General features: G+C 71.5%; 17 protein-coding genes and 1 pseudogene. 5 read left to right on the top strand and 13 right to left on the bottom strand.

The features are described from left to right. The first annotated feature begins 17 nt into the window (after nucleotides 1-17). The gene (locus BUB75_RS35405) at nucleotides 18-1,211 is read left to right on the top strand and encodes an LLM class flavin-dependent oxidoreductase (protein ID WP_084742125.1); all 1,194 of its coding nucleotides are present in this window, start codon (nucleotides 18-20) and stop codon (nucleotides 1,209-1,211) included. 28 nt (nucleotides 1,212-1,239) lie between these two features. Here the strand turns inward: BUB75_RS35405 and BUB75_RS35410 are convergent, their stop codons facing one another. The 8 genes and pseudogenes from BUB75_RS35410 to BUB75_RS35445 form a co-directional block, all read right to left on the bottom strand. Continuing rightward, complete coding sequence (locus BUB75_RS35410; protein WP_178380070.1) at nucleotides 1,240-3,270, bottom strand: APC family permease; 2,031 nt, start codon at nucleotides 3,268-3,270, stop codon at nucleotides 1,240-1,242. A gap of 395 nt (nucleotides 3,271-3,665) precedes the next feature. Continuing rightward, complete coding sequence (locus tag BUB75_RS35415; protein WP_073263605.1) at nucleotides 3,666-4,289, bottom strand: TetR/AcrR family transcriptional regulator; 624 nt, start codon at nucleotides 4,287-4,289, stop codon at nucleotides 3,666-3,668. A 54-nt stretch (nucleotides 4,290-4,343) separates the two neighbouring features. Beyond that, complete coding sequence (locus tag BUB75_RS35420; RefSeq protein ID WP_073263607.1) at nucleotides 4,344-5,036, bottom strand: class I SAM-dependent methyltransferase; 693 nt, start codon at nucleotides 5,034-5,036, stop codon at nucleotides 4,344-4,346. Continuing rightward, entirely contained in the window at nucleotides 5,018-6,094 is a 1,077-nt protein-coding gene (locus BUB75_RS35425) for a glucosidase family protein (protein WP_073263609.1), read from the bottom strand. Before BUB75_RS35425 ends, BUB75_RS35420 begins: the two co-directional genes overlap by 19 nt. After that, nucleotides 6,091-6,846 (bottom strand): annotated as a pseudogene (locus tag BUB75_RS35430) (class I SAM-dependent methyltransferase); the annotation flags it as partial. The gene BUB75_RS35425 and the pseudogene BUB75_RS35430, both read right to left, overlap by 4 nt. After that, the gene (locus BUB75_RS35435; RefSeq protein WP_073263614.1) at nucleotides 6,812-8,086 is read right to left on the bottom strand and encodes a glycosyltransferase family 4 protein; all 1,275 of its coding nucleotides are present in this window, start codon (nucleotides 8,084-8,086) and stop codon (nucleotides 6,812-6,814) included. The pseudogene BUB75_RS35430 and the gene BUB75_RS35435, both read right to left, overlap by 35 nt. 173 nt (nucleotides 8,087-8,259) lie before the next feature. Then, nucleotides 8,260-9,483 (bottom strand): acetyl-CoA C-acetyltransferase, encoded by a 1,224-nt coding sequence (locus BUB75_RS35440; RefSeq protein ID WP_073263615.1) that lies wholly within the window; start codon nucleotides 9,481-9,483, stop codon nucleotides 8,260-8,262. After that, nucleotides 9,480-9,929: a MaoC family dehydratase gene (locus tag BUB75_RS35445; protein ID WP_073263616.1), complete on the bottom strand. Its 450-nt coding sequence runs from the start codon at nucleotides 9,927-9,929 to the stop codon at nucleotides 9,480-9,482. Before BUB75_RS35445 ends, BUB75_RS35440 begins: the two co-directional genes overlap by 4 nt. A gap of 94 nt (nucleotides 9,930-10,023) precedes the next feature. Here BUB75_RS35445 and BUB75_RS35450 point away from each other — a divergent pair, with 94 nt between their 5' ends. Further along, the gene (locus tag BUB75_RS35450) at nucleotides 10,024-10,602 is read left to right on the top strand and encodes a TetR/AcrR family transcriptional regulator (protein ID WP_073263618.1); all 579 of its coding nucleotides are present in this window, start codon (nucleotides 10,024-10,026) and stop codon (nucleotides 10,600-10,602) included. 5 nt (nucleotides 10,603-10,607) lie between these two features. On the opposite strand, the gene pgfA is transcribed toward BUB75_RS35450, so the two are convergent. Further along, complete coding sequence (gene pgfA / locus BUB75_RS35455; RefSeq protein ID WP_084742115.1) at nucleotides 10,608-11,675, bottom strand: cell envelope lipid trafficking protein PgfA; 1,068 nt, start codon at nucleotides 11,673-11,675, stop codon at nucleotides 10,608-10,610. A 260-nt stretch (nucleotides 11,676-11,935) separates the two neighbouring features. Between pgfA and BUB75_RS35460 the strand changes: the two genes are divergently transcribed. Beyond that, a complete protein-coding gene (locus BUB75_RS35460) occupies nucleotides 11,936-13,159 on the top strand; it encodes a CaiB/BaiF CoA transferase family protein (RefSeq protein ID WP_073263621.1) in 1,224 nt (407 codons plus the stop codon). Here BUB75_RS35460 and BUB75_RS35465 read toward each other — a convergent pair. Continuing rightward, a complete protein-coding gene (locus BUB75_RS35465; protein WP_218617965.1) occupies nucleotides 13,156-13,845 on the bottom strand; it encodes a GntR family transcriptional regulator in 690 nt (229 codons plus the stop codon). The genes BUB75_RS35460 and BUB75_RS35465 overlap by 4 nt on opposite strands. 88 nt (nucleotides 13,846-13,933) lie before the next feature. Here BUB75_RS35465 and BUB75_RS35470 point away from each other — a divergent pair, with 88 nt between their 5' ends. Next, nucleotides 13,934-14,680: an enoyl-CoA hydratase-related protein gene (locus tag BUB75_RS35470; RefSeq protein WP_218617966.1), complete on the top strand. Its 747-nt coding sequence runs from the start codon at nucleotides 13,934-13,936 to the stop codon at nucleotides 14,678-14,680. A gap of 23 nt (nucleotides 14,681-14,703) precedes the next feature. Beyond that, nucleotides 14,704-15,933, top strand: coding sequence for a CaiB/BaiF CoA transferase family protein (locus tag BUB75_RS35475; protein WP_073263625.1), 1,230 nt, complete (start codon nucleotides 14,704-14,706; stop codon nucleotides 15,931-15,933). 74 nt (nucleotides 15,934-16,007) lie between these two features. Here the strand turns inward: BUB75_RS35475 and BUB75_RS35480 are convergent, their stop codons facing one another. Genes BUB75_RS35480 through BUB75_RS35490 form a run of 3 tightly spaced genes read right to left on the bottom strand, consistent with a single transcriptional unit; the run spans nucleotide 16,008 to nucleotide 19,557 of the window. Next, nucleotides 16,008-17,246, bottom strand: coding sequence for an amidohydrolase family protein (locus BUB75_RS35480; RefSeq protein ID WP_073263627.1), 1,239 nt, complete (start codon nucleotides 17,244-17,246; stop codon nucleotides 16,008-16,010). Between the two features lie 23 nt (nucleotides 17,247-17,269). Next, nucleotides 17,270-18,016 (bottom strand): NIPSNAP family containing protein, encoded by a 747-nt coding sequence (locus BUB75_RS35485; RefSeq protein ID WP_073263629.1) that lies wholly within the window; start codon nucleotides 18,014-18,016, stop codon nucleotides 17,270-17,272. Beyond that, nucleotides 18,013-19,557, bottom strand: coding sequence for a FadD3 family acyl-CoA ligase (locus BUB75_RS35490; RefSeq protein ID WP_073263631.1), 1,545 nt, complete (start codon nucleotides 19,555-19,557; stop codon nucleotides 18,013-18,015). Before BUB75_RS35490 ends, BUB75_RS35485 begins: the two co-directional genes overlap by 4 nt. Nucleotides 19,558-19,583 lie beyond the last annotated feature (26 nt).

The following is a 19,583-nucleotide window of genomic DNA, read 5'->3' on the forward strand; positions in this document are numbered from 1 at the left end:
TTTCGAAGGAGCACCCGATGACGCTGTCCCGCACGATCGCCGATGAGGTCGCGAGTGGACAGCGCTCGCCGCTGCGGTTCGGCATCTTCCTGGCACCGTTCCACCGCGCCGGGCGCAACCCCACGCTCTTGCTGGAGCAGGACCTCGAGCTCCTGGAGCACCTGGACCGGCTCGGTTTCGACGAGGCGTGGATCGGCGAGCACCACTCCGGCGGGTGGGAGATCATCGGCTCCCCCGAGGTGTTCCTCGCCGCGGCGGCGGCACGCACCCGCCAGCTCCGGCTCGGCACCGGCGTCGTCTCGCTGCCGTACCACCACCCGCTGAACGTCGCCGACCGGATGGTGCTGCTCGACCACCTGACCCGCGGGCGGGTCATGCTCGGCGTCGGCCCCGGGCAGCTGGCGTCCGACGCGCACATGCTCGGCATCGACACGAACCGGCAGCGGGCGATGATGGAGGAGGCGCTGGAGGCGATCGTCGCGCTGCTCGACGGCCGCGAGCCGGTGACCAGGAAGACCGACTGGTTCACGCTCCAGGACGCGGTGCTCCAGCTCCGCCCGTACCGGCGCACCGGTCTCCCGCTGGCCGTGGCCGCCACGTTCTCGCCGGCCGGTCCGCGGACCGCGGGGCGGTTCGGCGCCGGGCTGCTGTCGATCGCGGCCAGCCAGCCCGGCGGCACCGATCTGCTCGACACGCACTGGCGGACCGCCAATGAGGTCGCCGCCGAACACGGCCAGGTGATGCGCCGGGACGAGTGGCGGCTGATGGGCATGATGCACCTCGCCGACACCGAGGCCCAGGCTCGGGAGGACGTCCGGTACGGGCTGGTGGACGTCCAGAACTACCAGGGCAAGGTGCTGCCGATCCCGCTCGATCCGGAGACACCGCTGGAGGCCCGGATCGAGCAGGGCAACGCGACCGGCTCGTTCATCTGCGGGACGCCGGAGATGGCGATCGCGCAGATCGAACGGCTCTGGGAGCGGTCCGGCGGTTTCGGCGCCTACCTGCTGATGGCCGCCGACTTCGCCGACCGGGCGGCGACCCGGCGCAGCTACGAGCTGTTCGCGCGGGAGGTGATCCCGCACTTCACCGGGGCGTCCGCCGGGCCGCTGGGGTCGCAGGACTGGCAGGTCGGGCTGTCCGAGCAGTGGCGCGACCAGACCGCCCGCGCGATCGGCAAGGCGATCGAGGACCACGCCGCCGGGCGGTGACACCCGGGGCGCGGTGCCGGAGCGCGGATCAGCGCTCCGGGGTGTTGTCCCAGCGCCGCCGGTCCAGCGACCGGGAGCCGACCGCCGGGCGTCCGTCGTCGGGTTCCGGTGCGCGCTCGCCGTTGTCGTCCCACCAGGTGTAGCCGTCCGGCGTCGGCTCGGCGCCCGCGCGCTGCGGCACCGCGGGCCGGTTCAGCGCATCCGGCCAGGACGCGTCCTGCGGGACCCGCGGTCGCGGGATGTCACCCGCGGGCGCCTCCCGCTGCGGCAGCGGCGGATACGGTGCCTCCGGCTGCCCGCTCGCCGGATACGGTCCCGCCGCGTTGACCCCCGCCGGGGTCGCGCCCGCCGGGGTCGCGCCCGCCGGGTAGGGGCCGGGCCGGTTCGCGGGCTCCGGATGCGCGAGCGCGGCGTACTGATTCGGCGGCCCCGCCGGGTAGGGCACCGGCGAGTGCGGGCCCGGCTGGGCGGCGGCATACGGATCCACGGGCTGCAGATTCCCGGGATACGGGCCCTCGGCGTACGGGCCGTCGGCGTAGGGGCCCGACGGGTTCTGGCCGGCGGCGTACGGGCCGGCCGAGGGAGGCGGAGCGGCGGGGTACGCGGCGTACCGCGTCGCGGCCGCGGCCGGCTGCGGGGCGACCGCGCGCGAGGACGTCGCGAGCTCGTCGGCTTCCGAGTCGCCGTCGGGCAGGCCGCCCCGGCCGATCTTGGCGTACACCTCGGGACGCGTCTCCCGCATGACCAGCGTCGCGACCACTCCCAGCACGAACGGCAGGAAGATCAGCGCGAGCACGTACCAGGTCGCGCCGCTCGTATCGCTGGTGTCCAGCGCCGGGATGTGCGTGAGGCCGTAGACGACGATCAGGAACAGCGTCACCGCGGAGAACGCGGCGGCGACGACCTGGCCTTCCCAGCCGAAGAACCCCGACTCGTCCGCCTCACCACGGAGGAACCAGACCGTCGCGGACAGGGAGGCGAGCGTCAGCATCGCGAACAGACCCAGCGTGCAGCCGATCGTCACCCACGACTTCAGCGCGCCGGCCTCGTCGGCGAACAGCAGCGCCACCAGCCCGCTGGCGACCGGGTGCGCGACGTTCAGCACCAGCGGACGCTTGCCCCGCGCGTTGGGCCGGATCAGCGCCGGGGGCAGCACGCCGTCGCTGGAGAGGCCGGCCAGCTGCCGGACCAGCGCGCCCTGCAGACCGACGGTCGCGCCGAACACTCCGGTCAGCAGTACCGCCATCAGGATGTTCGTCACCAGCACCGCGTTCTCGACCCCGACGACCTGGGCGACCAGGACGGGGAAGAGCGCCGGTCCGGCCTGCTGCGCGATCGCGGTGGCGTTCGTCGGCCCGACGAGCGCGCTCACCGCGAGCGCTCCGCCCACGCCGACGGCGGTCGTGACCGCGTAGGACAGGTACGTCGCGCGCGGCAGCGAGCGGACCGGGTTGGCCAGCTCCGCGGTGTAGTTGGCGGCGGTCTCGGTGCCGGCCGACGCCATCAGCGCCAGCACCAGCGCGACCCCGAACGACCCGGTCAGCAGCCCGCCCGGCTCCAGGCTCTGGTACGACACCGTGCCACCGGCGGGCGAGGAGAACGCGGCGGCCATCGTCACGACGACCGTGATCAGCTGGATCACGAGGATGACCGAGAACAGCGGGACCAGCCGGCGGGGACGGAGTCGGCTGAGCAGCACTCCCCCGACCGCGCAGAACACGACTCCGACCGCGATCGGGATCTCGACGTCGAACAGGCTCAATACGAGGCCTTTGAGGACGCCGGCGAAGAAGCTGTACAGCGCGCCCATCAGGCCGACGTAGGCCACCAGCATCACGGCGGCCGCGCCCACCCCGATCGGGCGACCGAGGCCGTGCGCCACCTGGACGTAGACGCCGCCCGGGTGTCGTAGCCGTTTGGCCAGGCCGCTGTACCCGAACACGAATCCGAGCAAGACGATGCCGGCGAACGCCCAGACCAGCGGCGACGCCTCGACCTGCCCGCTCCGGTAGCTCTCCGGCACCGCGCCCCAGAGCACCGTCAAGGGTGTGTGGGTCACGAGCAGCAGGATGAGCAGGTGCCCGGTGCGCAGGCGTCTGAACTGTCTGGAATCGGTGGGCGGCGGCGGCGCTGCCGAGGACGTTGCCATGACGAGCCTTCCGACAGGGTCGAACGGGTCAGGGCTACCGGCAGACGACCTCCGCACGGCGAGAACGATCACCCGGTTGGTGGCGGAGGGCACGGGGGAAAGCGCGATGGAGCAGTGGAGCAGCCGGTGGTCCTCGGCGCGAACGCGACGAAGGGCCCGGACACGCATCGAACGCGTGGGGATGGATCCCGAACTGGGACCGGACTCTATTTCTCTGCCGTCACACGGTCAACAGTGGACGCGTAAATAACTGCAACGCGTTTCACTAGGTGGGAGCAGCTCCGGCGCCTGAACGGTCGCTCACTTCACGGCGCGAGCGCGGCCTCGGCGAGTTCGGGGGCCAGCAGGTCGATGAATCGGTCGGCGATCCGGTAGACCTCGGCCATGCTGCCGCCGTGATAGATCGCCTGGCTGAGCATCGTGTTGATGATCGACCAGAGCATCGTCGCCGCGTCGTCGGCACGGTCGGCGCCGAGGACGGCGAAGTCCTCGGCGAGCATCGCCTGGGCGGACTCGGCGAACTCCGCCCGCAGCGCCTTGACGTTCGGGTCGGAGCTGCTCTGCAGCAGCATGTGCACCTTGTAGAACTGCGGCTGACGCTCGAACGCCTTGATCACGCCGTGCATCCGCGCGCGGACCCTGGCCTCGGCCGAGCGACGCCGCGACCGGGTCGTGCCCGCCCGGCCGAGCGCCGCCCACTCCTGCAGGACGGCGGCGTAGAGGTGCTCCTTGGACGAGAAGTACCGGTACAGCGTGCCCAGCGCGACGTCGGCCACCTGCGCGACGTCGCGGATCTGGATCTGCTCGTACTCCTGCCGCTGCAGCGCGGCGAGGGCGGCGTCGACGATGCGTTGCCGTCGAGCGCGCTGCCAGGCCGGCATCCCCTCCAGGGGTAGACCCCCGCCCGCACCCTGCGCCTGCGTAACCATGGACCGCCCTACCTCGTCACCCTAGGTAAGACGGTACTGGATCGTACGGGTCGCTCAGCGGACCGTCGCCGCGGCGTCCTGCCCCACCGTGGCCAGCCGGGGCGTCGTCCGGACGCGTTCCAGGACCCGCAGCGAACCGGTGACGCTCACCTCGACGAACTCCCCACCGTCGAGGGCCTCGCGGTAGATCCGGTAGGGGGCCTGGCCGCCATCGGCCGGGTTCGGGAACACGTCGTGGATCACCAGCGCACCCCCGGCCCTGACCCACGGCGCCCAGCCGTGCAGGTCGGTCCTGGCCGCTTCGTCGGTGTGCCCGCCGTCGATGAACAGCACGTCGATCGGGTGACGCCACCAGCGGGCCACGTCCACCGAACGCCCGACGATCGGCGTCACGACGTCCTCCAGCCGTGCGGCGGCCAGCGTCCGGCGCAGCTCGGGGAGCGTGTCGAGCCGCCCGTCCGCGTCGGCCAGCGTCGTGTCGTGGTACTCCCAGCCGATCTGGTGCTCCTCGGAGCCGCGGTGGTGGTCGATCGTGACCACGGTGCCGCCGGTGACCGTCGCGGCGTGCCCCAGGTAGATGCTGGACTTGCCGCAGTACGTGCCGATCTCCACCGCGACGCCGTCCCCGAGGTGGGCCAGCGCGGCCGCGTGCAGCGCGAGCCCCTCGTCCGGAGGCATGAACCCCTTGACCGACTCGGCCAGGTCGGCGAGGTAGCCGGGAAACGCGGTCACCGGGTCGCTGGGCATGAGCAGGTTCCCTCCAGGGCTGCGGCGAGGGCGCCCGCTGCGAGGCCCTCACCGCGGAACAGTCCGCTGCCCGGCGTGGTGCGGGACAGCGCGTCGGTGGCCAGTATGACGGTCGCGGCGGTCCAGGCGGTCTGCTCGACCGGCCAGCGCTCGGCGTCCGGGTAGACGTACCCGGTCCAGTACGAGCCGTCGGTGTGCCGGAGGTGCTGCATCGCCGCCAGCTGCTCGAGCGCGTCGTCGCGCCTGCCGACCGCGTCCAGGGCCAGCACCAGCTCGCAGGTCTCCGCGCCGGTGACCCAGGGCTGGTCGGCGACGCAGCGGATGCCGAGCCCCGGCACCACGAAGTCGTCCCAGCGGCTGGTCAGCCGGGCCTCGGCGACGTCCGGGGCGAGCGCACCACCGAGGATCGGGTAGTACCAGTCCATCGAGTAGCGGCTCTTGTCGGCGAACCGCTCCGGGTGCTCGTCCAGCGCGTGGCGGAGCCGGGCGGCGGCGAGCTCCCACTCCGGCTCCAGCTCGCCGACCAGCTCGGCGAGCGCGACCGCGCAGCGCAGGCTCAGGTGCATGCTGGCGTTGCCGGTGAGCAGGATCTCGCTGCGGACGGCGCCGGACGGCTCGCGCTTCCAGCGGATCTCCCCGCCGGGCGCCTGCAGCGGCAGCACCGCCCCGATCGCCCGCCGGACGACCGGCCACATCCGATCGACGAACGCCCGGTCGCCGGTGACCGTCCAGTGATGCCAGACGCCGGTCGCGACGTACGCGCAGAAGTTCGCGTCGGTGCTCGCGTCGACGACGTCCTCCCCCACGTACTTCGCCGCCCACGACCCGTCCGCGCGCTGCGCCCGGCGGCACCAGTCGTACGCGGCCTCGGCCTCGGTGGTGAACCCGGCCGCGGTCAGCCCCATCGCGCTCTGGATGTGGTCCCACGGGTCGGTGTGGCCGCCGGGGAACCACGGCAGCGCGCCGGACTCCTGCTGGACCGACGCGATCGCCTTGGCCGTCAGCAGGCACTCGTCAGCGGAGAGGACGCCGTCGAGCGCCGGTATCTCCCCGCTCACGAGGCCACCGGCTTGGTGAAGTAGAGCGCGACGCTCTTGCCGATGAACGGGTCGAGCACCCGCTCGGCGACCCGGGTCGCCGCGGGCTTGCTCATCAGGTCCCAGACCAGCAGCCGGTGGTACGCGTCCACCGCCGGGTGCTTCGGCCGGTTCGGGCCGACCGCGCACTTGAGCCACCAGTACGGCGAGTGCAGCGCGTGCGCGTGGTGCTTGTGGGTGGCCACCAGCCCGGCGCCGACCAGCTTGGACTCCAGCTCGTCGGCCCGGTAGATCCGGATGTGGCCGCCCTCGTTCGCGTGGTACTCGTCGGAGAGCGCCCAGCAGATCCGCTCCGGCAGCCAGCGCGGGACGGTGACCGCGAGCGTCCCTCCGGGGGCCAGGATGCGCACCAGCTCGGCGATCGCGGCGTCGTCCTCGGGAACGTGTTCCAGGATCTCCGAGGCGAGCACGACGTCGAAGTGGCCGTCCGCGTAGGGCATCGCCAGGACGTCGCCCGCCTGGACCTGGCCGGAGCCGCCGGGCGGCACCTCGCCGGCCTCCGCCATCGCGTCGAACATCTCCGCGACGCTCTTGAGCTCGACCTCGTCCAGGTCGTAAGCGGTTACCTCGGCGCCCCGGCGGAGCGCCTCGAACGAGTGCCTCCCGCCGCCGGCGCCGACGTCGATGAATCGGGTCCGGCGGCCCACCCGCAGCCGGTCGAAGTCCACGGTCAGCACGTCAGGCCTCCTGTCCGGCGGTCGCGAGCAACGCGGGTTCCGGGGCGCGCGCGGCCGCGATCGCGTCCTCGTAGGCCGCCACCGTCGCGCGCGCCACCGACGTCCAACTGAATCGCTCCTCCGCCCTGGCCCGCCCGGCCGCGCTCAGCCGGGCCCGCTCGGCGGGCGACCGCAGCAGCGCGTCGATCGCGGTGACCAGCGACCCCGCGTCGCCTGGTTCGACCAGCACGCCGGCATCCCCGACGACCTCGGGTAACGCGCCGGCGCGGCTCGCCACGACCGGGGTGCCGCAGGCCAGCGCCTCGACGGTCGGCAACGAGAAGCCCTCGTAGAGCGACGGCACGCACATCACCTCGGCGGACGCCAGCAGCGCCGCGAGCTCGGCGTCGGTCAGGCCGGTGCGGACCGTGACCGCGTCGCGGAGCCCCAGCTCAGCGATCCGGCGCTCGGTGGCGCCGCCGGGCTCCAGCGTGGACACCAGCTGCAGCTCGACGTCGTGGTCGACGCGCAGCTTGGCCATCGCGTCGAGCAGGTGCGCGACGCCCTTCAGCGGGCGGTCGGCGCTGGCCACCGCGACGATGCGGCCGGGAACACGCCCGGGGCCCTGCTCGTCGGCGGGCCGGAACACGTCGGTGTCGACGCCGAGCGGCACGACGCGGAACGCCGCCGGATCGATCCGGAAGTCCGCGATGGCATCCGCGCTCGCCACGTCCGAGACGCCGATCAGCACCGGGAGACGGCGGGCCACCCGGGCTTGCATCCGTACGAAGCCGTACCACCGCAGGACGCCCCACTTCTTGTGGAGCCGGGCGGCGTCCAGCTCGACGCGGCGGTCGCGGCTGATCGCGTGGTGGATCGTCGCGGCCAGCGGGATCCCGCGGCGGCGCATCGTCAGCAGCCCGTAACCGAGGCACTGGTTGTCGTGCAGGACGTCGAAGTCGGCCGCCCGCGTCCGCATCAGGTTGGCCATCCGGTAGCTGAACGCCAGCGGCTCGGCGAACGTGCCGGTCTTGGTCGTCAGGTACTCGAGGACGTCGTAACGGTCGCCGAAGTCGCGTAACCGGACGCGGCGTGGGAAGTCCGGCCCGCCGAACAGGTCGAGGCTGGGCACCTTCGTCAGTCGGACCCGGGGGTCGAGGTCCTCCGGATAAGGTTGGCCGGAGAACACCTCCACCTCGTGACCCAACTCCACCAGGCCGCGACTCAAGTACCGGACGTACACCCCCTGGCCGCCGCAGTGCGTCTTGCTACGGTACGAGAGCAAGCCGATTCGCACTTCCACCTCCTCTCGCAGCCGCCCCGCCAGTCACACGACAGGTCAGCGTTACCGAGCTGGCTATTCGACGATTGCCGGTAGGAATCCGGCACTGGCCAGTATAAGTAGAATCCAATTTCTTGATGCAGATTCGGCAAAATGTAGCCTTGCCGAAATGAAGCGTCCGGTGACTCTCAGGTGACCCGCTCGAACAGCGCCGCCAACCCCTGGCCGCCCCCGATGCACATCGTCTCGAGCGCGTAGCGGTCGCCGCGCCGGTCGAGTTCGTGCAGCATCGTGGCGAGGATCCGGCCACCGGTGGCCCCGACCGGGTGACCCAGTGAAATGCCGGAGCCGTTGACGTTGAACCGCTCGAAGTCTCCCGCTCCGAAGCCCCACGCCCGCGTGCAGGCGAGCACCTGGCTCGCGAACGCCTCGTTGAGCTCGATCAGGTCGACGTCGGCCAGTTCCAGCCCGGCCCGCCCGAGCGTCTTCGCCACCGCGGGCACCGGCCCGATCCCCATCGTGGCCGGCGGCACCCCGGCCACCGCCCAGGACGCCAGCCGGGCCAGCGGCCGCAGGCCCCACCGCTCGGCCTGCTCGCGGGTCATTACCGCACACACCGAGGCGCCGTCGTTCTGACCGCTCGCGTTGCCCGCGGTCACGGTCGCGTCCGGGTCCTTGCGGCCGAGCACCGGCCGGAGCCGCGCGAGGCCCTCGAGCGAGCTGTCGGCCCGAGGGTGCTCGTCGACCTCGACGACGGTCGTGTTCCCCTTCCGGTCGGTCACGGTCACCGGGACGATCTCGTCGGCGAACCGGCCGTCCTTCTGCGCGGCTACCGCCCGCTCGTGCGACCGCAGCGCGTACTCGTCCTGTTCGAGCCGGGAGATCCCGTACTCGCGGCGTAGGTTCTCCGCGGTCTCCAGCATGCCGTCCGGCACCGGGAAGCGTTCGCCGCCCGCGGTCACCCTGGCCCGCGCCAGCCGGTCGTGGAACACCAGCTGGTCCCCGGAGGCGCCCCAGCGTGCGGTGGGCGAGTAGAACTCGACCTGGCTCATGCTCTCCGCGCCGCCGGCCAGGACGACGTCGGCAGCGCCGGTCTGGACCTGCATCGCCGCCCAGATCACCGCCTGCAGACCCGAGCCGCAGCGGCGGTCGACCTGCACACCGCCGACCTCGACCGGCAGCCCGGCGTCGAGCGCCGCGACCCGGCCGATCGCGGGCGCCTCCCCGCTCGGGTAACACTGGCCGAAGATCACGTCCTCGACGGCGTCCGGCGGCAGGCCGGTGCGGTCGAGCAGCGCCCGGATCACGGTCGCGCCGAGGGTCGCGGCCGGCACACCCTTGAGCACCCCGCCGTACCGTCCCACCGGCGTCCGCAGCGGCGCGCAGATCACGGCCTCCCGGAGCGCGCTCACAGGTAGAACCGCCCGACGACCTCGGCGACCACCGCGGGTTTGGTCTCGCCCCGGATCTCCACCGTGGCGGTCGACACGACCTGGACGGCGTCGGCGACCTTCGTGACCTCGACCAGCCGGACCACCGCACGCACCGAGGACCCCACCCGCACCGGCGCGGGGAACCGGAGCTTGTTCAGCCCGTAGTTGACCGCCATCCGCGCCTCGACCCGGTAGATCTGCCGCATCAGCGCGGGCAGCAGCGCGGCGGTGAGGTAGCCGTGGGCGATCGGGGCACCGAACGGCCCGGCCTTGGCCCGCTCCGGATCGACGTGGATCCACTGGTGGTCGTCGGTCGCGTCGGCGAACCGGTCGATCCGCTCCTGGGTGATCGGCAGCCAGTCGCTGGCGCCCAGATCGGCGCCGACGGCGTCTTCGAGTTGGTCAGGGGACGTGAACACCCGCATCGGGCGACTCCTTCGCCGTCGCCGGTCGGCCCGGTACCGCCCGGCAGCGGAAATAGAATATACAATACGCATCGCTCGTGACCGGAGGTATGCGATGACGACGACGTGGCAGACGGAGCGGCGAGGCCGCATCCTCGTCGCCGCCCGAGAGGCGCTGGAGGAACAGGAGTACGAGTCCGTCCAGATGCGGGACGTCGCCCAGCGCGCCGGGGTGGCGCTCGGCACGCTCTACCGGTGCTTCACGTCGAAGGAGCACCTGTACGCCGCGGTGCTCTCCGACTGGGCGGCCGGCGCCGCCGCGGTGGCCGGAGCCGACCACGGGACGCCGGAAGCCCGGATGCGGGCCCGCATCCACGGCGTGATCGCCGCCTACGGACGCCTGCCCCAGTTCTACCGTGCCCACGTGACGCTGCAGAGCAGCGCCGACCCGAACGCCCGCGCGCTGCTGACCGAGTTCGGTCGCACCGCACGGGCGTCGCTGGCCGCGGAGGTGGCGGTGCTCGGCGCGGCGTCCGCCGAGGACGCGGCGACGATGCTCTGGGCGCTGATCACCTCGCGCCTGAGCCACGCGATCTACCGCGGCGGCAGCCTGGACGAGATCCACCGGATCGCCGACGAGTTCGTCGACCTGCTCGTCCCGCGGTTGCGAGACGAGCAGGTCGACGCACGATGACCGGCTCAGTGGGCCGGCGTACGGCGGCGGCGGATCGGCCGTCCGACCAGCGCGGCGGCCACGAACAGCAGCAGGCCGATCAGGATCAGCACGATCGAGGCGCGACCGCGCAGCCACGGAAGGACCAGCGCTGCTCCGCTCGCCTGGTCCAGCCGGTCCTGGGCCGGCTTGCCGCTCTCCAGCTTCGCCTCGAACGCGGTCACCGTACGGCCGTTAGCGGTGTACTGCTGGGTGATCTCCTCGCGGATACCGACCACGTCACCGCTGTTCGGCTCGATCCAGTAGGTGCGGGTGCTCGCGTACCACGCCTCGGCGTCGACGTTGAGTTCCTTCGAGCCGAACAGGCCGCCGGGCAACTCCCTCGACCCGACCTTCTGCAGCGGCACCGCCTTGCGGAACATGTACACGTCGATGCCCTCGCGAGTGGACTCGCCGATGTACTCGGCGGTCGACGAGCGCTGCAGGTTGACGTCCCAGATCTGGTACGACTCCTTCTGGGTGTCGAACGGGAACGTGTAGTAGCCCTCGTGGCGCAGGGGCTTCCCGTCCGGCTCCTCCTCGCTCTCGACGAGGCGGTCACCGCAGCAGTTCGTCGACTCGGTGGTGCTCCGGTCGATCGAGAGCCGCTCGACCCGCGCCTGGAGAAGGCCACGACCGTCGACCTCGATCCGGGTCGCGATGTCCCAGACGGCGTCGTTGTCGCCCTTGCCGTCGACGCCACGCGCCTCCGACACGAAGTTCGTGGCGGTCACGTCGACGCCGGTGAGCACGCTCGCACCGGCCGGATTACTCGGATCCGCCATCAGGACCGTGGCGTTCTCCGCTTTCAGGACCTGTTCGGTCTGTGGGTCTTCGGGGAGGACGGCCACTCGTGGGTAGACGTAGAGCGGCAACAGAATGCCGACGACGAGCAAGAAGATTCCGAGACCGAGAAGCACGCTGCGGAGCAGCCGGCGAGATCGCGGAGGCTCTCCGGACGCGAGCGACGGGGCCGGCGCGGGCCGCACCGGTGGCGGGGCCACCGGAGCCGACTCACGTTCGGACGTCACGCTCGGATCGGGAGCAGCAGTCATGGGGACACCATCCGATCGCCGTTGATCCAGAAACAAACTGCGGAACGGGCGGGAGGAGCTCAGTGCGCGGGGGCCAGTGTCGGATTCTTCGGGCCCCGGCACTCACAACGGATGTCCGGTGTGAATTGGAACGCGAACACAGAACAACGTGGCGGAAATACTAGAACCGGTTCTAGCGCCGGTCAACAGGAAGATCCACTCCCGTAATCGATACTGTAGAAGATTCTGCTTCGCTTGGTGATCCATTCGTGGAGGACGCAGTGACACAAATCCCTCCCCCGCTGGCCGGCCTACGGATTCTGGAGTGCTCGATCCTGGGGCCGGCGGCGGTCACGACGCACCTGGCCGACCTCGGCGCCGAGGTGATCAAGGTCGAACCGCCGGGCGGCGACTACGTGCGAGGCATGGCGTGGCCGATCGTCGAGGGCGTCTCGCTGATGCATCTGCACCTCAACCGCGGAAAGCGCAGCGTCGTCCTGGACCTGCGCACCCCCGAGGGCGCGGCGGCGTTCACCGCGCTGGCCGCGCGGTCGGACGTCGTCGTGGAAGCGATGCGGCCGGGCGGCCTGGCGCGGCGCGGGCTCGGCTTCGAGACGCTGCGGGCGGTCAACCCCCGGCTCGTGTTCGCCACGATCAGCGGCTTCGGCACCAGTGGGCCGCTGCGCGACCTGGCCAGTCACGGGATCGCGTTCGACACCTGGGCCGGGCTCATCACGCCCGAACCGGACGCCGATGGCTTTCCGAGCATTCCCGACCACACCTCTATCGGAATCACCGCCGGGCCGCTGTTCGGTGCGCTCGGAATCCTCGCCGCGGTGCTGCGCGCCCGGGAGACCGGCGCCGGCAGCCGCGTCGAAGTCGCCCAGTCGGACGCGGCCGCGGCGTTCGACTGGCTTCGGATCGAAGGGTGGCGGGCGTACCGACGGCCGGAGAACGAGGTGACCGGCAACGCCGCCGACGGCTTACGACGCCGGGCGCCGGGCACCGGCGGAATGCGAGAAAGCGTCCGATATCAGGTGTACGCGACTCGTGACGGGCACGTGCTGCTGATGGCGTCCGAGAACACGTTCTGGCGCAATTTCGCGCATACCGTCGGTCGTCCTGATTTGATCGACGAGAACGACCGGCAGGAGATCGCGAACCACGCGGTCGGCAACGTCGCGCTCCGGCGGGAGCTGACGAAACTGTTCGCCGAACGCGACACCTGGGAGTGGGTGGAGCTCGGCGTCACCGCGAACGTACCGCTGGCGCCGGTGAACACGCCGCAGACCGTGGGCGACGATCCACAGTTCACCGCACGGCTGCCGTGGACGGACGTGGAACGGACCGGCACCGAGATGATGCCGAACCCGATCCGGTTTCCGGACGAACCGGCTGTGCAGCCGACCAGGGCACCGACGCTCGGCGCCGACACCGAGGCCGTGCTCCGCGACGTCGCCGGCTACACCGAGGCCCAGATCGCGGCGCTGCGCGGGACGCCCTAGGAGAGCAACCCTCGCTCGGCCAGCAGGTCCACGACGCTGTCGGTCTCGGCGCGGAGCAGGTCGACGAACGCCGCCTCCGCGCCCGGGCCGTCACCGGCGCGCAGCGCCTTGAGCACGGTCCGCATCCCCCGCTTGTGGATCCGGATCACGCCGGGCACCTCGGCGAAGAAGTTCCCCGGGACGATGTTCGTGGTGATCACCCTGGCCACCGCGGTGATCCGGCGCGACGACGCCATCAGCAGCAGCTGCCGCAGGAACGCGGTGTTGAGCGCGGAGAACGTGTCCGCCTCGGTCGCGGCCTGCAGGTCCTTGGCGATGTTCGCCAGCGTCGCGATCCCGTCCTCCGACCCGCGTTCGACCGCCCGCCGCGCAGCCAGGCCGTACATCAGCCCCAGCAGCTCGTAGTGGTCGCGGACCGAGTTCTCGTCCAGCCCGTTGACGAACGCACCGAGGTGCGGACGCGACGTGACCCACCCCTCGCGGTCGAGGGCGATCACCGCCTCCCGCACCGGCACCCGGCTCACCCGCAGCTCGGCGGCGATCTCGTCCTGGGGAACACGTTCCCCGGCCCGCAGCCGCTGGTCGAAGATCATCCGGCGGATGTGCGCGGCCACCTGCTGTGCACTGGTCGGACGGGACAGCCCACCGGCCTCGTCGGCAACGAAGTCGACCTGCTGGTTACCCACCCCTGCTCGCGTGACGATCGCGGACCTCCCTCATCCACCAATGATATATACATTATCTCATACGGCTCTGACCTGCTCGGAGGTGCCCGTGTCGCTGGTCCGCACGCGCTTGCACGACGGTATCGGGCGGCTCACGCTCGCCGACCCCGGCCACCGCAACGCGCTGAGCCGCGAACTCAGCGACGATCTCGCGGCGGCGGTCCACGCGCTGGTGGCCGACGAGGCCCGGGCGCTGGTCCTAGACGCCGAGCCGCCGGTGTTCTGCGCCGGTGGTTCGCTCGACGGACTGATCGCGCGCGACTATCCGCTGGCGGCGTCCTACGCGGGGTTCACCGCGCTCGCCGACGCTCCGGTCCCGACGATCGCCGCGGTGAGCGGGCCCGCGATCGGCGCCGGCGTCAACCTGCCGCTGGCCTGCGACGTCGTCCTGGCCGGCGAGAGCGCCCGGTTCGACCCGCGCTTCCTCGACGTCGGCATCCACCCCGGCGGCGGGCACCTGTGGCGGCTCGCCGAACGGATCGGCGAGCAGGGCGCCGCCGCGCTGGTGCTCTGCGGCGACAGCCTCACCGGCGCGGAAGCCGCAGCCCGCGGCCTGGCCTGGCGCTGCGTCCCGGACGCCGAACTGCCCGCGCTGGCCACCGCGTTCGCCGAGCGGGTGGCGGCGCGGTCGCCCGAGCTGGTGCGGCTGGCGAAGGCGACGCTCCGGGCGTCCCGGTCGCTGACCGACCCGGCCGACGCCGCCGCGGTGGAGCTCGCCGCCCAGGAGTGGTCGGTGGCGCAGCCGTACTTCCGGGAAACCGTGACGCGGTTACGGGCGAAGGTCCGGTCTCGCTGACGCGTATCTTGTATATTTTATCTATGACGGTGCCGTTACCCCTCGCCGGCGTCCGCGTCCTCGCGCTGGAACAGATGCAGGCCGTCCCGTTCGCGACCCAGCTGCTGGCCCGCCTCGGCGCCGACGTCGTGAAGGTCGAGCCGCTGGCGGGCGAGTCCGGTCGCGCCGCCCAGCCGGCGATGATCGACGGGTCGGGCCGCCGCGCCGGTGCGACGTTCCTCCGCTACGGATCCGGTAAGCGCAGCATCGCCGTCGACCTCAAGGACCCCCGGGGGCGCGACCTCGTCCTCGGGCTGGCCGAACGGTTCGACGTGCTCGCGGAGAACCTCGGCCCCGGGCGCGCCGATCGGCTCGGCTTCGGGTACGAGTCGGTCAGCGAACGGAACCCCAGGCTGGTGTACCTGAGCATCACCGGGTTCGGGCGCGACGTCGAGGGGTCGCCGTACGCGCGCTGGCCGGCCTACGCGAGCGTCGCGGAGGCGATGTGCGGCGCCTACGAGTACGCCCGGCATCCGCACCAGCCGCCGGTGCTCAACCCGATGGGCGGCCTCGGCGACACCGGCACCGGGCTGTTCGGCGTCATCGGGGTCCTCGCCGCTCTCCGGCACCGCGAGCAGACCGGCCGGGGCCAGCTCGTCGACGTCGCGATGCTGGACGCGATGCTGTCGATCTCGGACGTCGTCACGAACTTCTGGTCGATGGGGCTGCGCCGCGAGCCGGACGTGGAGACGCGCGTCCCGTACCTGCTCACGTCGTTCCGCTGCCGGGACGGCTGGTGCGTGCTGCAGGTCAGCAGGCCGCACCAGTTCGAGCGGCTGGCGCGCCTGCTGGGGCGTCCGGAGTGGGTCGGCGACGAGCGGTTCGCCGACGGCTGGGGCTGGCACGACCGGTGGCCGGACACGATCCGTCCCGCGGTCGAGGACTGGGCCGCGGGCTACGGCATGCGCGACGCCGCCGGGCGCCTCGCCGACGCCGGTCTGGTCGCCGCGCCGTGTTACCGCGCCGAGGACGTCGTCCACGACCCGCACGTCGCGGCCCGCCGCATGCTGGTGGAGATCCCCCGGCCCGACGGCGCGCCGGACCCCGTCCTCGTCGCCGGGAACCCGGTCAAGCTCTCCGCGGTGCCCGACACCGGGGAGAAGCGGCCACCGTACGTCGGAGAGCACACCGCCGAGCTGCTGGGCGCCGAGCTAGGCCTCACCGCCGACGCGGTGGCGGCCCTCAACGCCCAGGGCATCGTCGGGCTCGGCTGAACGAGACGAGGCGCTGCACACTTTGTGCCCCTGGAGGGGCACAAAGTGTGCAGCGCCTCCGCAGACGTCGCGGGTTACGGGGCGAGCGGCAGGTTGAAGAGGCGGATTGCGTTGCCGCGGGCGATTTTGCGGATCTGGTCGGCCGGCAGGTGGCCGAACTGCTCCTCGGCGGCCTTGATCGACGCCGGCCACGTCCCGTCCTGGTGCGGGTAGTCGGTCTCGAACAGGATGTTGTCGACGCCGACCTTGTCGATCAGGTCGATGCCCACCCGGTCCTTGAAGAAGCAGGAGCTGACCTGACGGAAGTAGTACGTCGACGGCAGCTCCGGGCAGTTGGCCTTCGAGTTGCTCCAGCCCTTGTGGGTCTCCCAGACGTCGTCGATCCGCTCGAGCAGATACGGCACCCACCCGATCTGCGCCTCGGCGTACATCAGCTTCAACGACGGGAACCGGTGCAGGACCCCGGAGAACAGGAAGTCGGTCAGGCTGGCGATCGAGTTGCCGAAGATGATCGTCGACGCGACCGCGTCCGGCGCGTCGGGACCGGTGTTCGGCGTCTTGGTGCCCGACCCGATGTGCATGCTCACGACCGTGCCGGTCTCCGCGCAGGCGGCGAAGAACGGATCCCAGTAGCCGGTGTGAATGCTCGGCAGCCCCAGGTAGGCCGGGATCTCGCTGAACAGCACCGACCGCACGCCCCGGGCGGCGTTGCGCCGGACCTCCTCGACCGCCAGGTTCACGTCCCAGAGCGGCACCATGCAGAGCGGGATCAGCCGGCTGTCCGACCCCGCGCACCACTCCTCGACCATCCAGTCGTTGTAGGCGCGCACGCACAGCAGCGCGAGCTCCTTGTCCTTCCCGCGCATGAACAGCTGCCCGGCGAACCGGGGATAGTTCGGGAAGCACATCTGCGCCTCGACGCCGTTCGCCGCGTTGTCGGCGATCCGCTCCTTCGGGTCCCAGCAGCCCTTGCGCATCTGCTCGTAGGTGACGCCGTCCATCGTGATCTCCTCGGGCGGGAAGCCCGCGGCGGCGATCAGCCGCTTGATCGAGTACTGGTGGTCCTCGTAGAACCACCAGGCCACGTCCGGTCCCTCGGTGCCCGGCGCCTCGATGTAGTTGCCGCCGTCGAGGATCGGCTTGCCGCTCGGGGCGTAGACGATGTGCGGCCCGACGTCCTTGTATTTTTCCGGTAACCGCGATGTCCACAGATCGGCCGGCTCCACGACGTGGGCATCGACGTCGACGATCCCCGGGATGTTCGAGGTTCCGGTGTCGACAGCCGGGTGGGCGGAGCGCGAAGCACCATCCAAGGGCGGGTGGTGGGGCTGAGTGGTCACGATTCCTCCTCGGTCCAAGCGCTGCGGCGGTCAGCGCGGGTCGGCTGCCGCCCGGTACGGAACGGGCTCAGCTCGGCGTCGACCAGCAGGAACCGGTGCGCCGAGGTCGTGCGCGGATAGAACGACCGCCGCCAGCGCCCGAGCTTGGTGTCGGCGCGCTCCGCCTTCTCCGCGGACGCCCACTGCTCCCAGGTCGGGATCGCCCAGAGCAGGAAGATCTCGGAGTCGCCGGTCATCGCGGTCTCCCACGCGCCGGCGAGTTGCCACCCGTGCTCACTCAGCAACGGTTCGGCGTCGGCGGCGCGCGCGAGCAGCTCCGCCGCACCGCCCGGCGCGCACGTGAACTGCTCGTGCGCATAGACCTCCCCACGCACACCGTCCGCGCAGAGCTCGGAGATCGTCCGTGTCCACGGCGCCGGGACCAGCAGCCGGTCGGTGCCGTGCGACCGGAACCTGGCGGCCTCGGCCCACCACTTCGCGAGCTTCGGATCCTGCAGCGTGGTGCTGCCCAGCTCGTGCCGGAACGAGGACGCCATCCCGTCGAAGCCGTCCTCCTCCCAGAGGTTCAGCACCGACGGCCAGTCGCGGGTCGTCCCGACGATGCCCCAGACCCCGTAGCAGAGCTGGTTGCGCTCCTCCTGGGCGATCGGGCTCCAGTTCGCGGTCATGTGGTGCATGTAGTCCGCGCGATGGTGCCCGATGATGTCGATGAACTCGTGGATGTAGACCTTCTCGTTCGTCATCGCAGGGCCTCCGCGACCCGATCCCGCAGGACCCGCTTCTCGACCTTGCCCGTGCGGTTCAGCGGCAGCTCGTCCACGATCTCCAGGTAGCGGGGCACCTTGTAGTTGGCCATCCGCCCCCGGCACCACTCGAGGAGGTCACCGGGGTCGGCCCCGGCGCGCGGCACCACGAACGCGTACCCGACTTCCCCGAGCCGCTCGTCCGGCGCCCCCACCACCGCCACCGCCGCGACTCCCTCGTGCCCGAGCAGCACGTTCTCGATCTCCGCCGGATAGGCGTTGAAGCCGCCGACGATGAACATGTCCTTGATCCGGTCGGTGATCCGCAGGTTGCCCGCCGCGTCGAGCACGCCGATGTCGCCGGTCTTCAGCCAGCCGTCGGCGTCGATCGCCGCCGCGGTCGCGTCCGGGTCGCCGTAGTAGCCGCGCATCACCGCGAACCCCCGCGCGAGCACCTCGCCGGGCTCCCCGGCCTGCACGTCCTTCCCGTCCCGATCGACGATCCGCACCGCCATGCCCGGGATCGGTCGCCCGCTGGTGTTCGCGATGACCTCGATCGGATCGTCGTGCCGGCACGCGGTGACCGTGCCCGTCGTCTCGGTCAGCCCGTAGGCGGTGACCACCGACGCGAACCCCAGTTCGTCCCGCATCCGCCGGACCAGCTCCACCGGCACCGCGGCCGCCCCGGTCACGGCCAGCCGCAGCGAGGACCGGTCGTAGCCGCTCAGGTCCGCGTTCAGCAGCGACTGGTACAGCGACGGCGGCCCCGGCAGCATCGTCACGCGCTCTTTCTCGACCAGGCTCATCACCGTGTTCACCGCGAACACCGGGCACGGCACGATCGTCGCGCCGCGCAACGCACACGCCAGCACCGCCGACTTCAGCCCCGCGCAGTGGAAGAACGGATAGACGACCAGGTACCGGTCCCCGTGGCGCAGCCCCACGGCGTCCGACCACGCCAGATACGTCCGTGTACTCGACCCGTGCGTCAGCAGCGCACCCTTGGGGCGCCCGGTGGTCCCCGACGTGAAGATCACGTCCGACGGGTCGTCCGCGGTCAGGGCCTCTTCCGCCGGCGTGTGGTCGACGCCCGCTCCGCGGGCCAGAAAGTCCCGCCACGAATCCGGCTTCCCCGACATGATGACGACGTCGAGCGAACCCAGAAGTTCGGGGTCGACAGACAGCGCCTGGACATAGTCGGTGTCCAGAAAATCCGTGACCGTGAACAGCAGCTTCGCGCCGGCGGTGCGTAACGCCTGCGCGGCCTCCGCACCGGTGAAGCGGGTGTTGACCGGCGCCAGGATCGCCCCGGCGGCGTAGACGCCCATCGACGCGACGATCCAGCCGGTGGAGTTCGGCGCCCAGAGGCCCACCCGGTCACCGGGGCGGACGCCGCTGCCGACCAGCGCGCGGGCAACCTCGGTCGCCCGGTCGGCGAGCTCGGCCCAGGTGGTGCGGCGGCCGTCCTCGACCACCGCGGTCTCGTCCGGCCATCGGGCGGCCGCACGCCGGAGCGCAGCCGGAATCGTCTCGGGCTCCATGGCACCTCCTGTTGGCGCGTACTTTA

The organism is Cryptosporangium aurantiacum, assembly GCF_900143005.1.
GTDB lineage: Bacteria > Actinomycetota > Actinomycetes > Mycobacteriales > Cryptosporangiaceae > Cryptosporangium > Cryptosporangium aurantiacum.